Source organism: Mycobacterium sp. NGS45 (assembly GCF_059812645.1).
Window position 1 is genome coordinate 93808 of record NZ_JCALDB010000006.1, and the last position, 19248, is coordinate 113055.

19 protein-coding genes are annotated in these 19248 nt (G+C 69.2%); 10 read left to right on the forward strand and 9 right to left on the reverse strand.

Annotated features, from left to right (window positions below; translation table 11 throughout):
• Positions 1-74: 74 nt before the first annotated feature.
• Both fdxA (AC5Y3P_RS07620) and AC5Y3P_RS07625 read left to right on the forward strand, forming a co-directional pair.
• Entirely contained in the window at positions 75-419 is a 345-nt protein-coding gene (gene fdxA, locus AC5Y3P_RS07620; protein ID WP_500045289.1) for a ferredoxin, read from the forward strand.
• The gene (locus AC5Y3P_RS07625) at positions 416-1051 is read left to right on the forward strand and encodes a helix-turn-helix transcriptional regulator (RefSeq protein WP_500045290.1); all 636 of its coding nucleotides are present in this window, start codon (positions 416-418) and stop codon (positions 1049-1051) included. The genes fdxA (AC5Y3P_RS07620) and AC5Y3P_RS07625 overlap by 4 nt, the downstream gene beginning before the upstream one ends.
• Here AC5Y3P_RS07625 and AC5Y3P_RS07630 read toward each other — a convergent pair.
• Together AC5Y3P_RS07630 and AC5Y3P_RS07635 are read right to left on the reverse strand one after the other, a co-directional pair.
• On the reverse strand, positions 1048-3132 hold the full coding sequence (locus AC5Y3P_RS07630; RefSeq protein ID WP_500045291.1) for an FAD-dependent oxidoreductase: 2085 nt from the start codon (positions 3130-3132) through the stop codon (positions 1048-1050). The two genes, AC5Y3P_RS07625 and AC5Y3P_RS07630, sit on opposite strands and share 4 nt — an antisense overlap.
• Positions 3129-3695 (reverse strand): PadR family transcriptional regulator, encoded by a 567-nt coding sequence (locus AC5Y3P_RS07635; protein ID WP_500045292.1) that lies wholly within the window; start codon positions 3693-3695, stop codon positions 3129-3131. The genes AC5Y3P_RS07630 and AC5Y3P_RS07635 overlap by 4 nt, the downstream gene beginning before the upstream one ends.
• A 262-nt stretch (positions 3696-3957) precedes the next feature.
• Here AC5Y3P_RS07635 and fdxA (AC5Y3P_RS07640) point away from each other — a divergent pair, with 262 nt between their 5' ends.
• The 3 genes from fdxA (AC5Y3P_RS07640) to AC5Y3P_RS07650 all read left to right on the forward strand — a co-directional run bounded on the left by fdxA (AC5Y3P_RS07640) (position 3958) and on the right by AC5Y3P_RS07650 (position 6168).
• Complete coding sequence (fdxA, locus tag AC5Y3P_RS07640) at positions 3958-4281, forward strand: ferredoxin (RefSeq protein WP_500045293.1); 324 nt, start codon at positions 3958-3960, stop codon at positions 4279-4281.
• Positions 4282-4301: 20 nt separating this feature from the next.
• Positions 4302-5387 carry a succinyldiaminopimelate transaminase gene (gene dapC, locus AC5Y3P_RS07645; RefSeq protein ID WP_500045387.1) on the forward strand — a complete coding sequence of 362 codons (1086 nt, stop codon included), beginning with the start codon at positions 4302-4304 and terminating at the stop codon, positions 5385-5387.
• Between the two features lie 73 nt (positions 5388-5460).
• Positions 5461-6168: an RsiV family protein gene (locus AC5Y3P_RS07650; protein ID WP_500045294.1), complete on the forward strand. Its 708-nt coding sequence runs from the start codon at positions 5461-5463 to the stop codon at positions 6166-6168.
• Positions 6169-6183: 15 nt separating this feature from the next.
• Here AC5Y3P_RS07650 and AC5Y3P_RS07655 read toward each other — a convergent pair whose 3' ends face one another.
• Complete coding sequence (locus AC5Y3P_RS07655; RefSeq protein ID WP_500045295.1) at positions 6184-7761, reverse strand: PucR family transcriptional regulator; 1578 nt, start codon at positions 7759-7761, stop codon at positions 6184-6186.
• Positions 7762-7844: 83 nt separating this feature from the next.
• On the opposite strand from AC5Y3P_RS07655, the gene pruA reads away from it, so the two are divergent.
• Both pruA and AC5Y3P_RS07665 read left to right on the forward strand, forming a co-directional pair.
• Entirely contained in the window at positions 7845-9476 is a 1632-nt protein-coding gene (pruA, locus tag AC5Y3P_RS07660; protein WP_500045296.1) for an L-glutamate gamma-semialdehyde dehydrogenase, read from the forward strand.
• Complete coding sequence (locus tag AC5Y3P_RS07665; RefSeq protein ID WP_500045297.1) at positions 9476-10438, forward strand: proline dehydrogenase family protein; 963 nt, start codon at positions 9476-9478, stop codon at positions 10436-10438. The genes pruA and AC5Y3P_RS07665 overlap by 1 nt, the downstream gene beginning before the upstream one ends.
• Before the next feature lie 257 nt (positions 10439-10695).
• Here the strand turns inward: AC5Y3P_RS07665 and AC5Y3P_RS07670 are convergent, their stop codons facing one another.
• Positions 10696-10860, reverse strand: a complete 165-nt coding sequence (locus AC5Y3P_RS07670) for a hypothetical protein (RefSeq protein ID WP_500045298.1) — start codon at positions 10858-10860, stop codon at positions 10696-10698.
• Positions 10861-10925: 65 nt separating this feature from the next.
• Between AC5Y3P_RS07670 and AC5Y3P_RS07675 the strand changes: the two genes are divergently transcribed.
• Positions 10926-11477, forward strand: a complete 552-nt coding sequence (locus tag AC5Y3P_RS07675; protein ID WP_500045299.1) for a hypothetical protein — start codon at positions 10926-10928, stop codon at positions 11475-11477.
• A 129-nt stretch (positions 11478-11606) separates the two neighbouring features.
• Here AC5Y3P_RS07675 and AC5Y3P_RS07680 read toward each other — a convergent pair whose 3' ends face one another.
• Together AC5Y3P_RS07680 and AC5Y3P_RS07685 are read right to left on the reverse strand one after the other, a co-directional pair.
• Complete coding sequence (locus AC5Y3P_RS07680; protein WP_500045300.1) at positions 11607-12362, reverse strand: DUF5995 family protein; 756 nt, start codon at positions 12360-12362, stop codon at positions 11607-11609.
• Between the two features lie 34 nt (positions 12363-12396).
• Positions 12397-12939: an NUDIX domain-containing protein gene (locus tag AC5Y3P_RS07685; protein ID WP_500045301.1), complete on the reverse strand. Its 543-nt coding sequence runs from the start codon at positions 12937-12939 to the stop codon at positions 12397-12399.
• A 21-nt stretch (positions 12940-12960) separates the two neighbouring features.
• On the opposite strand from AC5Y3P_RS07685, the gene AC5Y3P_RS07690 reads away from it, so the two are divergent.
• Entirely contained in the window at positions 12961-14358 is a 1398-nt protein-coding gene (locus AC5Y3P_RS07690) for an acyl-CoA synthetase (RefSeq protein WP_500045388.1), read from the forward strand.
• Between the two features lie 27 nt (positions 14359-14385).
• Here the strand turns inward: AC5Y3P_RS07690 and bluB are convergent, their stop codons facing one another.
• Together bluB and dapD are read right to left on the reverse strand one after the other, a co-directional pair.
• Entirely contained in the window at positions 14386-15030 is a 645-nt protein-coding gene (gene bluB / locus AC5Y3P_RS07695) for a 5,6-dimethylbenzimidazole synthase (RefSeq protein ID WP_500045302.1), read from the reverse strand.
• A gap of 4 nt (positions 15031-15034) precedes the next feature.
• Complete coding sequence (gene dapD, locus AC5Y3P_RS07700; protein ID WP_500045303.1) at positions 15035-15988, reverse strand: 2,3,4,5-tetrahydropyridine-2,6-dicarboxylate N-succinyltransferase; 954 nt, start codon at positions 15986-15988, stop codon at positions 15035-15037.
• A gap of 131 nt (positions 15989-16119) precedes the next feature.
• Here dapD and dapE point away from each other — a divergent pair, with 131 nt between their 5' ends.
• Positions 16120-17184, forward strand: a complete 1065-nt coding sequence (gene dapE / locus AC5Y3P_RS07705) for a succinyl-diaminopimelate desuccinylase (protein ID WP_500045304.1) — start codon at positions 16120-16122, stop codon at positions 17182-17184.
• Positions 17185-17187: 3 nt separating this feature from the next.
• Here the strand turns inward: dapE and AC5Y3P_RS07710 are convergent, their stop codons facing one another.
• A complete protein-coding gene (locus tag AC5Y3P_RS07710) occupies positions 17188-19185 on the reverse strand; it encodes an AAA family ATPase (RefSeq protein ID WP_500045305.1) in 1998 nt (665 codons plus the stop codon).
• Between the last annotated feature and the right edge of the window lie 63 nt (positions 19186-19248).

Sequence of the window (19248 nt, forward strand, 5' to 3'; positions counted from 1 at the left end):
CGGACGTCGATGTGTTGATCGGCCACGGAAATCTTCCTAGTTTTTACAATTAGTTCTTGTGTAAACTATGGCTCATGACCTACGTGATCGGCAAGCCCTGTGTGGATGTCAAAGACCGCGCCTGCGTTGAGGAATGCCCGGTCGATTGCATCTACGAGGGCGGACGTGCCCTGTACATCCATCCGGATGAGTGCGTGGACTGCGGTGCCTGCGAGCCGGTGTGTCCGGTCGAGGCCATCTACTACGAAGACGACCTGCCCGAGGACCTGGTTCCGTATCAGGCCGACAACGAAGCGTTCTTCGCCGAAACCCTGCCCGGTCGCGACGAGCCGCTGGGTTCGCCTGGCGGCGCAGCGAAACTGGGAGCTTTGGAGGTCGACGCACCGCTGGTCGCCAGCCTGCCCCGGCAAGACACATGAGCGTGGCCAAGGGTCGGCGCGCCGAGGTGCTGGCGATTCTGCGCCGCGCCGACGAGCCGATGAGCATCGCGATGATCGCTGACGAACTCGGCGTGCACCTGAACACCGTGCGGTTCCACCTGGATGCGCTGCTGGCGGCCGGCCAGATCGAACGGGTCGCCGCGGATCGCGCCAAACCGGGCCGACCGGCCCAACTGTTCAGTGTGGTGCGCGGCATGGATCCGGCCGGCCCGCGGCGCTACGAACTGCTGGCCGGGGTGCTCGCCGAAACACTGAACCGGGGTTCGGATCCCGAGGAGCAGGCCCGCGCGGTCGGGCGCGATCTGGGGGCGCGACTCGGTGCCGCCCGCCGCGACGCCGCACAGGCCGAACCGGTCGGCCAGCTGGTCGAGTTGCTCGACGAACTGGGTTTCGCACCCGAGACCGGCGCCGACGAACTGCGAATCGGGTTGCGGCACTGTCCGTTCCTGGAGGTGGCCCGGAACCAGCCGGGCGTGGTGTGCCCGGTGCACCTCGGTTTGATGCAGGGCGCCACCGAGGCCTGGGAGGTACCGCTTTCGGTCGACGAGTTGCTGCCGTTCGTGGAACCGGATCTGTGTGTCGCCCAGCTGCGGCTGACCCGCAAGCGTTAGAGCCGGGCCGCCAACTCGGTGCCCTGTCGGATCGCCCGCTTGGCGTCCAGTTCGGCAGCCAGCGCGGCGCCGCCGATCACGTGCGGTTCGATGCCGCGTGCGCGCAGCGCATCCTCGAGGTCGCGCACCGATTCCTGGCCCGCGCAGATCACCACGTTGTCCACCTCGAGGATCCGCGGTTCGCGGTGCTGGGAGCCGAAACTGATGTGCAGTCCGGCATCATCGATGCGTTCGTAGTTGACCCCGGAAAGCTGCTGCACGCCTTTGGCCTTCAACGAGGCGCGGTGTACCCAGCCGGTGGTCTTGCCCAGTTTGCGGCCCTGCGCCCCCGGACTGCGCTGCAGCAGGTAGACCTCGCGGGCCGGGGCAGCGGGGATCGGGGTGGTCAATCCGCCGCGCGCCTCCTGCGGATCGGCCACACCCCATTCGGCCTTCCACTCCTTGAGGTTGAGCGTCGGTGATTCGTCGGTGACCAGCAGCTCGCTGACGTCGAACCCGATCCCGCCGGCCCCGATCACCGCGACCCGACGCCCCAGCGGCTTGCTGCCGTAGATCGCCTCGGGGTAGGTCAACACCATCGGATGCTCGACGCCCGGAATCCGTGGCCGTCGCGGCACCACCCCGGTGGCCAACACCACCTCGTCGAATCCGGTCAGGTCCTCGACGTCGGCCTTGGTGCCCAATCGCAGTGTCACATCCCGCTTTTCCAACATCGTGGCGTAGTAGCGGATGCTGTGGTCGAACTCTTCCTTACCCGGGATGCGCCGGGCCAGGTCGAACTGACCACCGATGAACTCGTTGGCGTCGAACAGCGTGACGTTGTGTCCGCGGCCGGCCGCGGTGACCGCGGTGGCCAGCCCGGCGGGCCCGGCGCCCACCACGGCCACTCGCTTGGTGCGCCGGGTCGGGCCCAACAGCAGCGTGGTTTCTCGGCCGGCGCGCGGATTGAGCAGGCACGACACCGTCTTGTGCACGAACGCGTGATCCAGGCAGGCCTGGTTGCAGGCGATGCAGGTGTTGATCTCATCGGAGGCGTCGGCGGATGCCTTGGCCACCCAGTCCGGGTCGGACAGGAACGGCCGGGCCATCGAGATCAACTGCACATGGGTCTCGGCCAGCACCCGCTCGGCGGACTCCGGCATGTTGATCCGGTTGGAGGCCACCACCGGGATGCTGACGTGCTCGGCCAGTGCGCTGCTGACGTCGACGAACGCCGCGGTCGGCACCGAGGTCACGATGGTCGGCACCCGCGCCTCGTGCCAGCCGAACCCGCTGTTGATCAGGGTGGCGCCGGCGGCTTCGACTTCGGTTGCCAGCGCCAGGATTTCGTCCCAGCTCTGGCCGTCCTCGACGTAGTCGGCCAGCGACATCCGGTAGTCGATGATGAAGTCCGGACCGACCGCGGCGCGGGTGCGTGCGACGATCTCGACCGGCAGCCGGCGCCGCGCGGCCGGCGAGCCGCCCCAGCCGTCGGTGCGCCGATTGGTGCGCGGGGCCAGGAACTGGTTGAGCAGATACCCCTCGCTGCCCATGATCTCCACGCCGTCATAGCCCGCATCGCGGGCCAGCACCGCGCACCGCACGAAGTCGTCGACGGTCCGCTGCACACCGCGACTCGACAGTGCGCGCGGCCGAAACGGGTTGATCGGCGCCTTGATCGACGACGCACTCACCGACAGCGGGTGGTACGCGTAGCGGCCGGCGTGCAGGATCTGCAGCAGGATCTTGGCGCCCTCGTCGTGCACCGCGCTGGTGATCCGACGATGCCGACGCGCTTCGGTCGAGGACAGCAGTTGGGCGGCAAACGGCAGCAGCCACCCCGTGCGGTTCGGTGCGTAACCGCCGGTGATGATCAGCCCGACACCGCCGCGGGCCCGTTCGGCGAAGTAGGCGGCCAGCCGGTCGGTGTGCCGGGCCCGGTCCTCGAGTCCGGTGTGCATCGACCCCATCACCACCCGGTTGCGCAGCGTGGTGAAGCCGAGGTCCAACGGGGACAACAGGTTCGGATACGCGGTGCCCGGTCCGGGGCGGTGCGGCCCGGAACCCGGTGTGGGATCGGGCGTGGGATCGGCTGCGGTCATCGGCGCGCTCCCGTGGGTGCCAGTGCGGCGAGCACTTCGTCGAGCCAGTCCACCGCGCTCTGTTCGGCCCGGATGCCGCCGCGCAGCACCAGGTACTGGTGCAGCTCGGACCCGGACAGTCGGTCGGGCTGCGGGAACTGCCGGGCGGCGTAGCCGCGGTAGATCTGCAGCAGGTCGGCACGCTGCGCCCGCAGACCCTCGATCTGTTCGCGCAGCAGCAGCACGTCGCCGTGCGCGGCCGCGCGTAGTTTGACCGCGACGTCCCGCAGGTCGGCGTCGATCGAGGTGTTGGTGCGCCCACTGGGCGGCGCGGCGATCCACACCGCCAATTCGGCCCGGCCCGCCGCGGAGACGTCGTACACCTTCTTGTCCGGTCGGCCCTGTTGGGCTACCTCGGTGACCGAGACCCAGCCGTCGCGTTCCATGCTGGCCAGCGTGCGGTAGATCTGCTGGTGGCTGGCACTCCAGAAATGGCCGATCGAGCGGTCGAATCGGCGGGCCAGCTCATAGCCCGAACCGGGTTGTTCGCAGAGCGCAACCAGGATGGCGTGCTGCAGGGCCATGCCGGTCAGCCTAGGTGCTACCGCCGGTACTGTGCAACTGGTTGCACAGCCGATTCGACGCGCCGCCCGCCGATTTCATCCGCGGTAAATGCAACGTCTAGTATCAGTAACCACCTGCGCGATCTCACGTAGATCGGCAGGTAAGGGCAGACTGGCACGAGCGTCCGATTCTGAGCATCGGATACTTGGTCGTCCGCCCTGCCCCCAGAACGGATCAGCAGCCCGCTCAAGTGAATACGCAGAGACCCTAGAGGAGATTTCTGTGACATACGTGATCGCGCAGCCGTGCGTCGATGTCAAGGACAAGGCATGCATCGAGGAATGCCCCGTCGATTGCATCTACGAAGGCGCCCGCATGCTCTACATCCACCCCGACGAGTGCGTGGACTGTGGCGCTTGCGAACCGGTGTGCCCCGTCGAGGCCATCTTCTACGAGGATGACGTTCCCGACGAGTGGAGCGGATACATCCAGAGCAACGCCGACTTCTTCGAAGAGCTCGGTTCGCCGGGCGGTGCATCCAAGGTCGGCCAGACCGACAACGATCCGGAGCCGGTCAAGTCGCTGCCGCCGCAGGGCGAGGACTGAGCGTCGTGACGCGCCGGCAGTTGTCGGCGTCATTACCGGTCTTCCCCTGGGACACGCTGGCGCAGGCATCCGAAGCAGCCCGGTCACATCCGGACGGCATCGTCGACCTGTCCGTCGGCACACCCGTCGACCCGGTCGATCCGCTGATCCAGCAGGCCCTGACCGCAGCGGCCGCCGCGCCCGGTTACCCGACCACCGCGGGCACGCCTGCGCTGCGCGCTTCGATCGTGGCCGCGCTGCAGCGCCGGTACGGCATCACCGAGCTGTCCGAGCAGGCCGTGCTGCCGGCGATCGGGACCAAGGAGCTGATCGCCTGGTTGCCGACGCTGCTCGGCTTCGGGTCCGGCGACCTGGTGGTGATTCCGGAGCTGGCCTACCCGACCTATGACGTCGGCGCACGGCTGGCCGGTACCCAGGTGCTGGCTGCCGATTCGCTGACCCAGCTCGGGCCGCAGCGGCCGGCCCTGATCTACCTCAATTCGCCGAGCAACCCGACCGGCAAGGTGTTGCCGGTCGAGCACCTGCGCAAGGTGGTGTCCTGGGCGCGGGAGCGCGGCGTCATCGTCGCCTCCGACGAGTGTTACCTGGGCCTGGGCTGGGATGCCGAACCCTTGTCGGTGTTGCACCCGAGTGTGTGCGACGGCGACCACAGCGGCCTGTTGGCGCTGCACTCGCTGTCCAAGACGTCATCGCTGGCCGGGTATCGCGCCGGGTTCGTCGCCGGGGACGCCGAGTTGGTCGCCGAGTTGCTGGCGGTGCGCAAGCACGCCGGAATGATGGTGCCGGCGCCGGTGCAGGCGGCCATGCAGGCCGCTCTCGACGACGACGAGCACGAACGACGTCAGCGCGAGCGCTACCGGGCGCGGCGCACGGCTCTGCTGGCCGCCGTGCTGGCGGCCGGGTTCACCGTCGAACATTCCGAAGCCGGGCTCTACCTGTGGGCCACCCGCGGTCAGGCCTGCCGAGACACCGTGGCCTGGTTCGCCGAACGCGGCATCCTGGTGGCTCCGGGCGAGTTCTACGGAGCGCGCGGAGCCGAGCACGTGCGGATCGCGCTGACCGCCACCGACGAGCGGATCGCCGCCGCAGTCGCCCGGCTCGCCTAGTCGTAGGGCGCTACCGGCGCGAGGCGTCGCGATGGTGCCACGGCGCCGCGCCCTGGTCCGGGATACTCGAAGCATGCGGAATCTGCTCGCGCGTCCGTCCCTGGCGGTACTGATCGCCGCGTTGACCATCCTGACCTTGAACGGCACGGCGTTGGCCGGGGCCGAGCCGATCACCGGAACGTCCAATGGCCTCCGATATACCGTCACGATGACGCCGATCGAGGGCTCCACCCCGAACGGAATGGGCACCTGGAAGCTGGACATCGGGCAGCTGTCCGAGGGCGATCCGGCGGTCGCGGCCGCCTTCAACGAGGCCAGCCGGGCCTCTGCGCAGTACCAACTCGATCAGTTCGACTTGGATTATTCGCCGGTGTCCTGGGAGCACGAGGGCAAGGCCGAGGTCAGCTTCCGGCCGACCGCGATCGCGCAGGTGCTCGACGCCGTGTTCTACGCCAAGGGCACCCCGCATCCGACCACCTACATCAGCACCGTCGTGATCGATTCGCGCACCGCCGCACCCATCACACTGGCCGATTTGTTCGTCGACGAACAAGCCGGCCTCGACGTTCTCGCGGCGTGGACCAGGGCCAACCTGGAGGTCGCCGTGGGCACCGGCGCCGATCCGGTCGCCGCCAACTTCGCCAACTGGATTCCCACCGCCGAGGGACTGCACATCATCTTCAACGACTACCAGTTCGTGCACGGCACGCCGTCGGTGACGGTGCCGTGGTCCGAACTGGTGGGTCTGCTGAGCCCCGAACAGGCCGTCCTCGCCGAGTGAACCGCGCTGCGAGCCTCAGGCCAGCGCGCGCAGGCTCAACGCCAACAGCAGCCGGACATCGGGGTCATCGAGGTGCACGCCGAGCGTCTGCTCGATCCGGCGGACCCGGTAGCGCACGGTATTCGGATGCACGTTGAGGCGCTGGGCCGCGGCGGCCACGTCGCCGAAGGAGTCCAGATAGCTGCGCAGCGTCGCGGCGGCCTGCTCATCCAACTCACGCACCCGCGGGTCCAGCAGGCGTGGATCATCGGCCACCAGGGTGACGATCTCGTCCAGTGCGACCGCGGTGCGGGCCTCGGCCAATGAGGTGACCGATCCGAACGATCCGGGATGGCGATCCGCGCTGTCGAGCACCCGATCGATCTCGGCGCGCGCCGCGGCCGCCTCCGCCAGTCCGGCCACCGGTGCGGCCAGCACGGCCCGCAACTCGACGCCCAACTCGGTACGCAATGCGGCGACCACGCCGCGTAGCCAGGAGGTCACGCTGGCGGTGCTGGCGGCGGCCGGCAGCAGCAGGTAGATCCGCGAGCCGGTACCGGCCACCTGGGCGTCGCGGCTGAATGCGCTGGCGCTCAACGCCACAACGTCGGCCAGGCCGGGGTGCGCCGCGGCGGATTCCAGGCCGACGACGGCGGCGCGGGCGTCGGCGTCGATGCCCAGATCGCGTGCCAGCCGGACCGCCGGCGCGGGCGGGCCGTCCTCGCCGAGACCGAGCAACTGGTGCACCCGTAGCGTGTGCAGCGACGGCCTGGCCGCCAGCCGTGCCATGATGCGCGCCGCCAAAACCGCTGCGCCACTCAGGATCTCGGCGGCGTCGTTGGCGAGGGGTGAGCGACCTTGCTGCACCCAGATGCTGCCGGCGAAGGTGGCCGGGTGGCGCTCGTCGGCGCCGGCGTGGATGCCGATCGCCAACCGCGGACGCAGACCGAGCTCGGGGCGCGCGGCCACCGCGACCGCCTCGGATGTGCTGCGCAGCGCATCGAAAATGCCCCACTGACGCAGCCATTCCAGGTGTTCGGGTGGTCCGGCCCGACCCAGGATGGACAGCCGGCGCAGCTCATCGGCGTCTTCGTCGGAGGCCGAGTAGGCCAGCACGTGCGATTGCGCATCCTCGATGCTGACCATGCCGCGGGTGCGCTCGGCCACGGCCTGCGCGAGGCCGAACAGGTCGGTGCTGGAGTCGTACAGCGGGTCGCTGCGGTCGCCGTGATGCGAGAGCACGTGGTTCACCAGCAGGTACAGCCGCTCCCAGCGGGCCTCGGGGTCGACCGCGACGACGGCGACGCCGGTTGCGCCGGCGCGGGCCACCACCTCGGCGTCCGGTTGTTTGACGAAGATCGCCCGCGGCGCCCGGCCTGCGCTCAGCCGGTTCAACCAGTGCAGGGTGTCGGCGGTGGAGACGCCCAGCAGGAAGAACATGTCGGCGGCGTCGGCGGCCGGCGCCAAACCCAACCGCAGGTCGTCGGAGTCCAGCAGGGCGGCCGAGGCGACCGGCACGTCCAAACCACGCGGTGCGGTCAGCAACCGCACCATGGTGGCGTCCAGCGCCAGCAGCAGCTGGCCCAGGCCAACACCTCCAACGCGGCGCTCCATATTGTCTGATTCTCCTAAGCCGGTGTGTTTAGATTAGCCGATCAGCCAAGGCTTTGTCGGGCGTGACCTGGGACTCTGGCGTCATGGATGCCGTCGTCGCCGTACCCTCACCGGCCAACGAGCCGGTCCATGATTACGCCCCCGGCTCGGCCGAACGCGACCGGTTGATCGCCGAGTTGCGCAGGTTGTCGGCTGAGCAGATCGACCTGCCGCAGGTGATCGGCGGCGAACACCAGATGGGCTCCGGCACCCGGATCGACGTGGTGCAGCCACATCGGCACGCCGCCGTGCTCGGCACGCTGAGCAACGCCACCCCCACCGAGGCCAGTGCGGCGGTCGAGGCCGCGTGCGCGGCCAAGTCGGCCTGGGCCGGCTGGCCGTTCGAGGAGCGCGCCGCGGTATTCCTGCGCGCGGCCGACCTGCTGGCCGGGCCGTGGCGCGAGACCATCGCCGCGGCCACCATGCTGGGCCAGTCCAAGTCGGCCTATCAGGCCGAGATCGACGCGCCCTGTGAGCTGGTGGACTTCTGGCGGTTCAACGTCGCGTTCGCCCGCGAGATCCTGACCCGACAACCGCTCAGCTCACCCGGGGTGTGGAACCGCACCGACTACCGGCCGCTGGAAGGATTCGTCTACGCGATCACACCGTTCAACTTCACCGCGATCGCCGCCAACCTGCCCACCGCACCGGCCCTGATGGGCAACACCGTGGTGTGGAAACCCTCGGTCAGCCAAACTTTCTCGGCGTATCTGACCATGCAGCTGCTGGAGGCTGCCGGGTTGCCGCCCGGCGTGATCAACCTGGTGACCGGCGACGGGTTCGCAGTATCCGATGTGCTGCTCGCCGATCCGCGGCTGTCCGGTATCCACTTCACCGGTTCCACCAAGACCTTCCAGTACCTGTGGCAGCAGGTGGGAGCCAACCTGGCGGGTTACCGCGACTACCCCCGGCTGGTCGGCGAAACCGGTGGCAAGGACTTCGTCGTCGCGCATTCGAGTGCGGACCCGGATGTGTTGCGCACCGCGCTGATTCGCGGGGCGTTCGACTACCAGGGGCAGAAGTGTTCGGCCGCCTCCCGCGCCTACATCCCGACCTCGGTCTGGCAGCGGATGGGCGACGAATTCCTGGCCGCCACCGAGAACCTGAGCTACGGCGACATCACCGACCTGTCGCACTACGGTGGCGCACTGATCGACGAGCGGGCCTACGCCAAGAGCGCTCAGGCCATCGAGCGGGCCAAGCAGGTGCCCGGCCTGACCGTCGCGGTAGGTGGTGAATGTGACGACAGCACCGGATATTTCGTGCACCCCACGGTGCTGCTGTCCGACGACCCCACCGACGAGGCGTTTCGCACCGAGTATTTCGGGCCGATCCTGGCGGTGCACGTGTTCCCGGACGAGCAGTTCGACGACATCCTTGGCGTGCTGGACGCCACCGCGCGTTACGCGCTGACCGGTGCGGTGATCGCCGACGACCGCGCCGCGGTGCTGGCGGCCAGCGAACGGCTGCGCTACACCGCGGGCAACTTCTACATCAATGACAAGCCCACCGGCGCGGTGGTGGGCCAGCAGCCCTTTGGCGGCTCCCGAGCCTCCGGCACCAACGACAAGGCCGGTTCGGCACTCAACCTGCTGCGCTGGGTCTCGGCCCGGTCGATCAAGGAGACGTTCGACCCGCCGCGTCGGCACGAGTACCCGCACATGGCGGCCGGCTGATGAGCGCGGCCTTCGACCGGCTGGCCCGCCCGGCGATCCTGATGGCTGCTCGCTCGGATCGGTTGCGCCGCAGCATCGGACGCCTACCGGTGACCAGCTCGGTGGTGCGCCGGTTCGTACCGGGCGAAACCGTTGCCGACGCGCTGGACGCCGTCGCCCGACTGCACACGGCCGGCCTGTCGGCCAGCGTGGATCACCTCGGCGAAGACGTCACCGACACCGCCGGCGCCGAGGCCAACGTCGCGGCCTACCTGGAGTTGCTCGACGCGGTCGGCCGGCACCGGGATGCGGCACCGCCGAACGGCGCGCCGTTCGAGGTATCGGTCAAACTCTCGGCGCTCGGGCAGGCCCTGGACCGCGACGGCGACAAGATCGCGCTGGAGAACACCCACGTGATCTGCAGCAAGGCCCGGGAGGTGGGGGCCTGGGTGACGGTGGATGCCGAAGAGCACACCAGCGTGGATTCGCGACTGAACATCGTGACCGAGTTGCGCGCCGACTTCGACTGGCTGGGCACGGTGGCGCAGGCCTACCTGCACCGCACCGAGAACGACTGCCGGTGGTTCGCGGCCACCGGCGCGCGGATCCGGTTGTGCAAGGGCGCATACGACGAGCCCGCGTCGGTGGCGTTCCGAGACCGCGCCGAGGTCACTGAGTCCTACCTGCGCTGTCTGCGGGTGCTGATGGCCGGCCGCGGCTACCCGATGGTGGCCACCCATGATCCGGAGATCATCGCTGCGGTACCCCAGCTGGCGACCGAAACCGGCCGCGGTGGTGCCGATTTCGAGTACCAGATGCTCTACGGCATTCGATCCGGCGAACAGCTGCGGCTGGCGGCGACCGGGCAGCAGGTGCGGGTCTACCTGCCGTTCGGCACCGAGTGGTACGGCTACTTCGCGCGGCGACTGGCCGAGCGGCCGGCCAACCTGGCCTTCTTCCTGCGGGCGCTGGCACGCGGTTAGGTCCGCTGGGCCCGCCACACGTAGAGCGACAACTGGCGAGCGTCGGAACTTTCGTCGAATCGGTGCGACTAACTATTCCGGATGCATCCGGCGACCTCTCGAGGCGAGCGCACCCGCGCTCACCCTCATCATCAGGAAAGGAAGGTTGACCTCGTCATGTCAACTCGCACGAGGCGATCCCAGGTTTTGGCCGGTTCGCTATTGACCTGTGCCGCACTGGCATTTGCCGCTGCGCCAACCGCCGCTGCCTGCCCGGATCACGACCACGGTGGTGCCGGCGACGCCGCATCAGCCAGCTCACCGGCCAAACCCGCCAAGTCCAGCAGCGTCGGCGCCAAGAGTCCGGCCAAGTCCACGGCGAAATCACCCAAGAGTTCGGTCAAGGACGCCAAGACGCCCAGCAGCGACCGGTTCTGCGTCAACGGCAAATCCGTGACCGGTGGATCCTGCTGAGTAGCCGACTGGAAGACCAAAGGAGTCAACGATAGTGAGTACGAAACAACCGCGGGCCCGCAGAATCGCGGTGCTGGCCGGGGGCGCGTTGGCTGGAGCCGCCATCGCACTGGCCGCACCGGCCGGTATGGCCGCAGCCCACGAAGGCCACCAGAACGACATCGGTGGGGCAGTCGGACGCCCGGGTATGGCCAACCACAACCCCGCACCCGGTGTGCGAGCCGTGCAGGCGGTCGGCGACAAGGTGTTCAACGACAAGAACAAGGCGCTCAACGAATCTGCTTTAGGTAAGCACTATCACGAGCAGTTCGGCTACGGCGACTACCAGAACCCGGCCGCCGGATCCAACGGCAAGCAGGTCGGCATCCTCAATCGTGACGGCGCGGTCAAGGACGTCTACGACCGGCTCAAGGACGCGGGAGTGGCCCCCTCCGAGGACGACCTGGATCCCCGGCCGCTGCAGGCGTTGGCCACTGGCAACTCGGGTAGCAGTAAGCCGAAGGGTGATTCGCATGCCCGGGCAGCTACCACCAAGTGCGCCAACGCCAATGCCGGCACGGTGCTGCGTGCGCACGGGGCCTGCTGAGCGGCGCGACCACTAGCCCTGCCACGTCGTCGCTCTACCGTCTCCGATCCGCTCTGCAGGCCTGAAGAGCGGGAGAGGGACGGCAGAGCGACGACTGGCATGGCAGCGCGGCGACACAGTAAAGCGTTCTCAGACCAGGGAATCCAGCGCTTCGATGATGGCCACCACATCGGAGCTCTCGGCAGCCTGGACGTGCCGGGCCACCGAACCCACCGGCTCGGGCGGGTCGGCCACGATCCGGCCCAACAGTTTGGCCTGGCCGTCCAAGGTGGCGACCACCAGCGGGCGCAACTCGGTCGGCGTCACCGACACGATGGTGGCTGACCGCCAGGCCTGATCGCGGGCGGCGTCGACACTGAATTCCAGGGCCGCGGCCAGGTCCGGACCGCCTACTTCGGCCAGCTCAGACAGCCGCGGGGAGAACTCCTCGATTGCGTTGCGGGCCAACGGGATCAACGATGCCAGCAAATCGTTGATGCGGTCGAAGTCGTCGTGGAAACCGGGTAGCCGCGAAGGCCGGAAACGGTTGCCGACCACCACGCCGAGATCCAGGTTGATGTGGGCGTTGATCGCCAGCAGCAAATCCGTGAGGATCAGCATCCGGCCGTGACGCGTGCGGTCGAAGGCGAATTCCCAGGCGCGGCTGGGACGTTGACCGCTGCAGTACTGCGTGTAGGCGGTGAAGTAGGCATTGGCGAAGTGCGCGTCGAAACTCGACATCCGCGGACCGTCGTCGAACAGAGCCTGCGAAATGCCGGCCCGGACTTTCAAGGTCACCTGCCGATACAGCGCCGGAAAATAACCCAACGGATCCTTGCGCTGCTTGGTCTCGGCCACGATCCCGCCCAGAATGGCCAACACGTCGTCGATGTCGTTCGCCAGCATGGTCGCACCCCCGGGAACCGGTCTTTCCAGCAGACTAACGGCTGCGTTCGTGCAGCAGAAGTAGCGTCCAGGCGGCAATCGACTGGGCATCGGTGATCGCGCCGTCGGCAATCATCGTCTCCACTTCGTGGCGAGCAAACCACGCGCAGGTCATGTCCTGCTCCTCGGCTTCGCGCGCATGGGCCCCCTCGGTGATGCCGGTGGCCAGGAACACCCGACCGCGCTGGCTGCTCATCCCCGGCGCCACGTCGAGCAGTCCGAGTGGCTTCAGGGCGGCGGCCCGCAACCCGGTCTCCTCGCGCAGCTCGCGTTCGGCCAACTCGGCCGGGTCCAGCGCGGCCAGTCCCGGCGCGGTGCCCTGCGGAAACTCCCAACGGCGCAGCCTCAGCGGATAGCGGAACTGCTCGACCAGCATGAACCGGTCGTCGTGACACGCGATCACCAGCGCATAGTCGGGTTTGTCGATCACCCCGTAGATCCCGGCCGTGCCGTCGGGCCGTCGGATGGCGTCTTCACGCACCGTCATCCAGTCGTTGCGGTAGGCAATCCGGCTCGACAGGCAGGCGATGGAGTCCACCGGCCCAGTATGGTCACGGCTGTGTTGTTGGCCTCGTTGAACCCCGCCGCCGTAGCTGCACACGCCGATCTCGCCGACGCCGTCACCATCGACGGCACCACACTGTCCCGCAGCGACCTGGTCGGCGCGGCCACCTCGGTGGCCGAACGGGTGGGCGGCGCACACCGGGTCGCGGTGCTGGCGCTGCCGACCCCGACCACGGTGCTGGCGATCGTCGGCTGCCTGATCGCCGGGGTCCCGTTCGTTCCGGTGCCCGCCGACGTCGGCGTCGCCGAACGCGCGCACATGCTCAGCGACTCCGGCGCGCAGGCCTGGCTGGGTGAGCTGCCCGGCGACCCCGGCGGGCTGCCGCACGTCCCGGTGCGGCTACACGCCCGGTCCTGGCACCGGTACCCGGAGCCGGCCCCGGACGCGCCGGCCTACGTGATGTACACCTCGGGCACCACCGGGCTGCCCAAGGGCGTGCTGACCTCACGCCGCGCGATCGCCGCCGACATCGACGCGTTGGCCGATGCTTGGCAGTGGAGCCCGGAGGACACCCTGGTGCACGGGCTGCCGCTGTTCCACGTGCACGGCCTGGTGCTCGGCCTGCTGGGTTCGTTGCGGATCGGGAACCGGTTCGTGCACACCGGCAAGCCGACGTCGCAGGCCTACGCGCAGGCGGCCGGCACGCTGTACTTCGGGGTGCCGACGGTGTGGTCGCGGGTGGTGGCCGAGCCCGCTGCGGCCCGCGCCTTACGGCAGGCCCGGCTGCTGGTATCCGGCAGCGCTGCGTTGCCGGTCCCGGTCTTCGATCAGCTGGTGGCCCTGACCGGGCACGAGCCGGTGGAACGCTACGGCAGCACCGAATCGCTGATCACGTTGTCCACCCGGGTCGACGGGGAACGCCGGCCGGGCTGGGTCGGTCATCCCCTGACCGGGATGTCGACCCGCTTGGTCGACGAGGCCGGGGCGCCGGTGCCGCACGACGGGGAAACCATTGGCCGCCTGCACGTTACGGGTCCGACGCTGTTCGACGGCTACCTGAACCGACCGGAGGCCACCGCCGAGGCGCTCGGCGACGACGGTTGGTACCGCACCGGCGACGTCGCGGTCATCGACGACGGCGGCATGCATCGGATCGTCGGACGCGAATCGGTGGACCTGATCAAGACCGGCGGCTACCGGGTGGGTGCGGGTGAGATCGAGACCGTGCTGCTCGGCCATCCCGGCGTCGCGGAGGTGGCCGTGGTCGGTCTGCCTGACGACGATCTGGGTCAGCGCATCGTGGCGTTCGTGGTCGGCGACGCCGCACCGCAGCAGCTGATCGACTTCGTCGCCGAACAGCTCTCGGCGCACAAGCGGCCGCGCGAGGTGCGTCTGGTGGATTCGTTGCCGCGCAACGCCATGGGGAAGGTGATGAAGAAGCAGCTCGGCTGACGCACCCGCTCGCGCCGAGGAAGTCGTTCAGCCCCAGCCGTTTTCGAAGACGAACTCCGACAGCGGCCGGGCGAATGCCCACTCGTCGAGCTCGAGCTGCGGGCGGTCCGGGAACTCGGGTACCTCGCCCAGACACAGGATCGCGATCGGTTCGGCGCCGTCGGGCATGCTCAGCAGCTCGGCCAACTCGGCCGGTTCGAAGATCGACACCCAGCCCACCCCGTAGCCTTCCGCACGTGCGGCCAGCCAGACGTTTTGGATTGCGCAGGCCGCTGACGCCAGATCCATCTGCGGCATGGTGCGCCGGCCGAACACGTGCCGCTCACGGTCCTCGCCGAGCGCGACCACGAGCAGTTCGGCGCAATCGAGAATGCCTTCGACCTTGAGCGCCAGGAACTCCGCGTCCCGCTCCCCGAGGGCCGCGGCGGTGCGGTGCCGTTCGGCATCCACCACGGCGTGGATGCGGTGGCGCAGGTCGGTGTCGGTGACCCGGATGAACCGCCACGGCTGCATCAGCCCGACGCTGGGTGCGGCGTGTGCGGCGGTCAGGATCCGGGCCAGCACCTCGGGTGGCACGCTGGTGTCGGCCACGAACCGGCGCATGTCGCGGCGGGCGAAGATCGCGTGATAGACGGCGTGACGTTCCGGATCGCTGAACGCGTGTCGGCTCATTGCCTCAGTTGGCGTGCAGCGCTTGGTTGAGTGTGATGCCGTGCCCGTCTCGGTTGACCACCTCGACCGCGCCGGACAGCGAATTGCGGCGGAACAGCAGGTTGTTCGCGCCGGAAAGTTCGCGAGCCTTGACCGTGCTGCCGTCGGACAGCGTGACCTTGGTGCCCGCGGTCACGTACAGCCCGGCCTCCACCACGCAGTCGTCGCCGAGCGAGATGCCCAGGCCCGAGTTGGCGCCCAGCAGGCAGCGCTTGCCCAGCGAGATCACCTCGCTGCCACCGCCGGACAGCGTGCCCATGATGGACGCGCCGCCGCCGACGTCGGAGCCGTCGTCGACCACCACCCCGGCCGAGATGCGGCCCTCGACCATCGAAGAACCCAGGGTGCCGGCGTTGAAGTTGACGAAACCCTCGTGCATGACGGTGGTGCCGGCGGCCAAATGGGCGCCCATCCGCACGCGGCTGGCGTCGGCGATGCGCACCCCGGCGGGCACCACGTAGTCGACCATGCGCGGGAACTTGTCGATGCCGTAGACGGTGACCGGACCGCGTTTGCGCAGCCGGGCGCGCACCGTTTCGAACCCGTCGACCGGGCACGGACCGTGGTTGGTCCACACCACATTGGTCAGCAAACCGAAGAAACCGTCGGCGTTCATCCCGTGCGGGGCCACCAGCCGATGCGAGAGCAGATGCAGCCGCAGCCACACGTCGTGGGCGTCGGCGGCCGGCTCGGCGAGGTCGGCGATCGTGGTGTGCACGACGACGGTCTCGGTGCCGCGGGCCGCGTCGGCCTCGATCAACCCGGCCAGCTCGGCCGGGGCCTCGGCCGCTGAAAGCCGGGTGCTTCCGGTCTTGTCGAACGTGCCCAACTCGGGCGCGGGAAACCAGGTGTCCAGGACCGATCCGTCGGCCGCCAGGGTTGCCAATCCGATGCCAGAAGCTCCAGTCACGAGGCCCAAGGCTAGCCGATTGCCTGGTCCTGGCGGCTCGGTGGACCGGCGCACGGCGTCGGCTCGGTGCCGGTGGGCGGATTCGGGGCGCCCAGATCGCGTGTTTCGGCCGGCGCCGGGTGGCGGACTAGCCTGACCCTGTGCTCGATCTACACGGCAACCCCGTCGACCTGACCGCGGCGCTGGTGGACATTCCCAGCGAATCGCGCGCCGAAGCACGCATCGCCGACGAAGTCGAGGCCGCGCTGCGCAGCCAGACCGAAGGCTTCGAGATCCTGCGCACCGGCAACTGCGTACTGGCCCGCACCCACCGTGGCCTGCCCAGCCGGGTGCTGTTGGCCGGCCACCTCGACACCGTCCCGGTGGCCGACAATCTGCCTGCGCGTACCGAGGGCGGTCTGCTCTACGGCTGTGGCACCTCGGACATGAAGTCCGGTGACGCGGTGTTCCTGCACCTGGCCGCCACGGTCGCCGAACCCGCGCACGATCTGACCCTGGTGCTCTACGACTGCGAGGAGATCGAAGCCAGCGCCAACGGACTGAATCGCATCCAGGCCGACTACGCCGACTGGCTGGCGGCCGACGTCGCGGTCCTGGGCGAACCCACCGGCGGGTTCATCGAAGCCGGCTGCCAGGGCACCCTGCGGGTGGTCATCAGCGCCACCGGAACCCGCGCGCACTCAGCGCGATCCTGGATGGGCGACAACGCAATTCACAAACTGGCCGACGTGCTGGGCCGGCTTGCGGCCTATCGGGCGCGCGAGGTCGACATCGACGGCTGTGTCTACCGCGAGGGGCTGTCGGCGGTGCGCATCGACGGGGGAGTGGCCGGCAACGTCATCCCGGACGCGGCCTCGGTGACCGTGAACTTCCGCTTCGCGCCGGATCGATCACCGCAACAGGCCCTCGAGCATGTGCACCAGGTGTTCGACGGGTTGCCGGTCAGCATCGAACAAACCGATTCTGCGGCCGGGGCGCTGCCCGGTCTGGGTCAGCCGGCCGCGGCTGCACTGGTGGTCGCCGCGGGCGGTCAGGTTCGGGCCAAGTACGGCTGGACCGACGTCTCACGCTTTGCCGCCCTGGGCATCCCGGCGTTGAACTACGGGCCCGGCGACCCGAACCTGGCGCACCGCCGCGACGAAAACGTCGAGATCGCGCAGATCACCGCGGTCACCGAGACGCTGCGCGGCTACCTGTCGCGCTAGCCGTCACCCGCGCAACTCGGCGAGCGCCGATCGGGTGTAGGCGCAGTCCGCGTGGGTAGCAACACGTTCCAGGGCCGCCGCCGCACGGGAGTCACCCAGCCGGGCCGCATCACGCCAGCACAGCACCGCCACCGCGAACTGCCCGGACCGCTCTGCCATCCCGGCTGCCCGCCGGGCGGCGTCGACCGCGCCGTGCTTGTCGCGGGTGGCCGCCAACTGCCAGGCTCGGGCCAGACCGAGTTCGGGAGCGAACAGTGCCGACTTGGTACCGTGCCGAGATTCCGCCCGCGCCAACACCTTCGAGGCGCCCAGCCCGTCACCGAGCTGAGCCAACGCGGTGGCGTGCAGGCACAACGCCAGCGGACCCCAGGAATAGCCCGTGCGCTGCAACGCGGTGCCGGCCGGTTCCAGCAGTCGCGCCGCCTCGGCCGGGTCGTCACCGGCCAGCCGGACCAGCGCCACCAGCACCTCGCCGATCGCTCGGCCGGGCTGCTGCAGCTCGGCGAAATCGGTGTACTGCCAGGCAACCTGATCGGCCTGGTCGAACTGCTCGGCCATCAACAGCGTGCTGATCTGAGCCAGGCCGACGGTGAAGCGCAGCAGACCGGGATGTTCGACGGCCGCGGCCCGCTCGGCCAGCTGCGGTACCTCGGCGAAGCGCCCCATCCGCGCCGCGCACAGCGCCGCCGCACTGGCCGCCCAGGACACCGCGGTGTCGTCGGCGTCGCCGGCGGCCAGCACCCCGGAGGCCAACTCAACCGAGCGGCTCAGGTTCCCGGCGTTCATTGCGAAGGTGGCGCTCAGCGCGTCCAGGGTGTGTCGTGCACCCGGAGCGCTGACCTGCGCGCGCACGTTGCGCAAGAACGTGGTCGCATGTTCGGGTTCGCCCAGCATCCAGAACTGGTTGGCGGCTCGGGGCAACGCCCACGACATCAACTCCGCTTCGGTGAGCCCGGCCGGATCCACCGCGGCCAGCACCTCACCTGCCTCGCGACCGCGGTCCTGCCAGGCCAACGCCTGGGCCAGCACCAGCCGGGCGTCCAGCGTGTCGGCGGCGCGCAGCGCGGCCCGGCCGAGTCGCTCGGCCAGTTCCAGATCGCCCAGTCGCAAGGCTTCGCTGGCGGCACTGATCGCCTGCTGCGCTGCCGGCGGGGTGGCGCTGTCGACGGCCAGCGCCGCCGCGCGCAACCGGTCGCTGGGATGCGCGCCGCACCGCGCGGTGAGCAACGGCAGCAGTCGACTGCGCAGCCGGCGCATCTGCTCGGGGTCTGCGATCGCCCGGGCCCGCTCGGCGAACGACGGGTGCGCGGTGAACACCATCGACTGGCCGTCCCGGTCCAGCACCTCCACGACGCCCAGCGCCTCGGCCTGGTGCACCGCGGCCGCGCCGGTCAGCTGCCGCAGATCGGTCAGCGCGATCGGTTCCTGGACGGCCAATACGTCGAGCACCGCCCGGACGGCATCCGGCAGTTCGTCGACGAACGCCGCAATGGCGTCGGGATCGGTTGGCGGGCAGTGGCTTCCGATGTCGATCAGGGTGAGCAGAGCGTCGTCCCAGAGCGCCCGGATCTGTGCGGACGCGGCGTCGGCGCGGGCCGTGACCAGCATCCGGGTGCCACCGGCGCGGGCCAGCTGGTACACCAGGGTCGCGGTCAGCGGGTCGAGCTGATGAGCGTCATCGACCACCAACAGATCCTCGGCGCCGGCCCGCAACGACTCGCGCGCCGCGCGCAACAGGGCGGCCGGCTTGCCCAGCTCCGAGACCTGCACCAAGTGGCTGCAGGCGCCGAACGGAACGTTGCGCTCGGTCGCGGTACCGGTGATCTGACGCAGCACGGCATGCGGACGGGCGGCCAGGTACTGCTCGACGGCGTCGCGCGCCAACGTGGACTTGCCCGAGCCGTCCGGGCCGGTGACGACGGCGCCGGTCCGATCGGCCGCGGCCAGCGCGGCCGTCAACTCCACCAGGGTTTCGTCGTGCTTGGGGACGCTCCACTGCACCGGGTCGATCCTAGGGCGCCGCACCCCGCTGAGTCGGTCCGATCGCGGCAAATACCCTGACTG

Bases quoted from the DNA above. Each gene is read 5' to 3' on its own strand.
- fdxA (WP_500045289.1), top strand. From the start codon at position 75: ATGACCTACGTGATCGGCAAGCCCTGTGTGGATGTCAAAGACCGCGCC.
- AC5Y3P_RS07625 (WP_500045290.1), top strand. From the start codon at position 416: ATGAGCGTGGCCAAGGGTCGGCGCGCCGAGGTGCTGGCGATTCTGCGC.
- AC5Y3P_RS07630 (WP_500045291.1), bottom strand. From the start codon at position 3,132: ATGACCGCAGCCGATCCCACGCCCGATCCCACACCGGGTTCCGGGCCG.
- AC5Y3P_RS07635 (WP_500045292.1), bottom strand. From the start codon at position 3,695: ATGGCCCTGCAGCACGCCATCCTGGTTGCGCTCTGCGAACAACCCGGT.
- AC5Y3P_RS07650 (WP_500045294.1), top strand. From the start codon at position 5,461: ATGCGGAATCTGCTCGCGCGTCCGTCCCTGGCGGTACTGATCGCCGCG.
- AC5Y3P_RS07655 (WP_500045295.1), bottom strand. From the start codon at position 7,761: ATGGAGCGCCGCGTTGGAGGTGTTGGCCTGGGCCAGCTGCTGCTGGCG.
- pruA (WP_500045296.1), top strand. From the start codon at position 7,845: ATGGATGCCGTCGTCGCCGTACCCTCACCGGCCAACGAGCCGGTCCAT.
- AC5Y3P_RS07665 (WP_500045297.1), top strand. From the start codon at position 9,476: ATGAGCGCGGCCTTCGACCGGCTGGCCCGCCCGGCGATCCTGATGGCT.
- AC5Y3P_RS07680 (WP_500045300.1), bottom strand. From the start codon at position 12,362: ATGCTGGCGAACGACATCGACGACGTGTTGGCCATTCTGGGCGGGATC.
- bluB (WP_500045302.1), bottom strand. From the start codon at position 15,030: ATGAGCCGACACGCGTTCAGCGATCCGGAACGTCACGCCGTCTATCAC.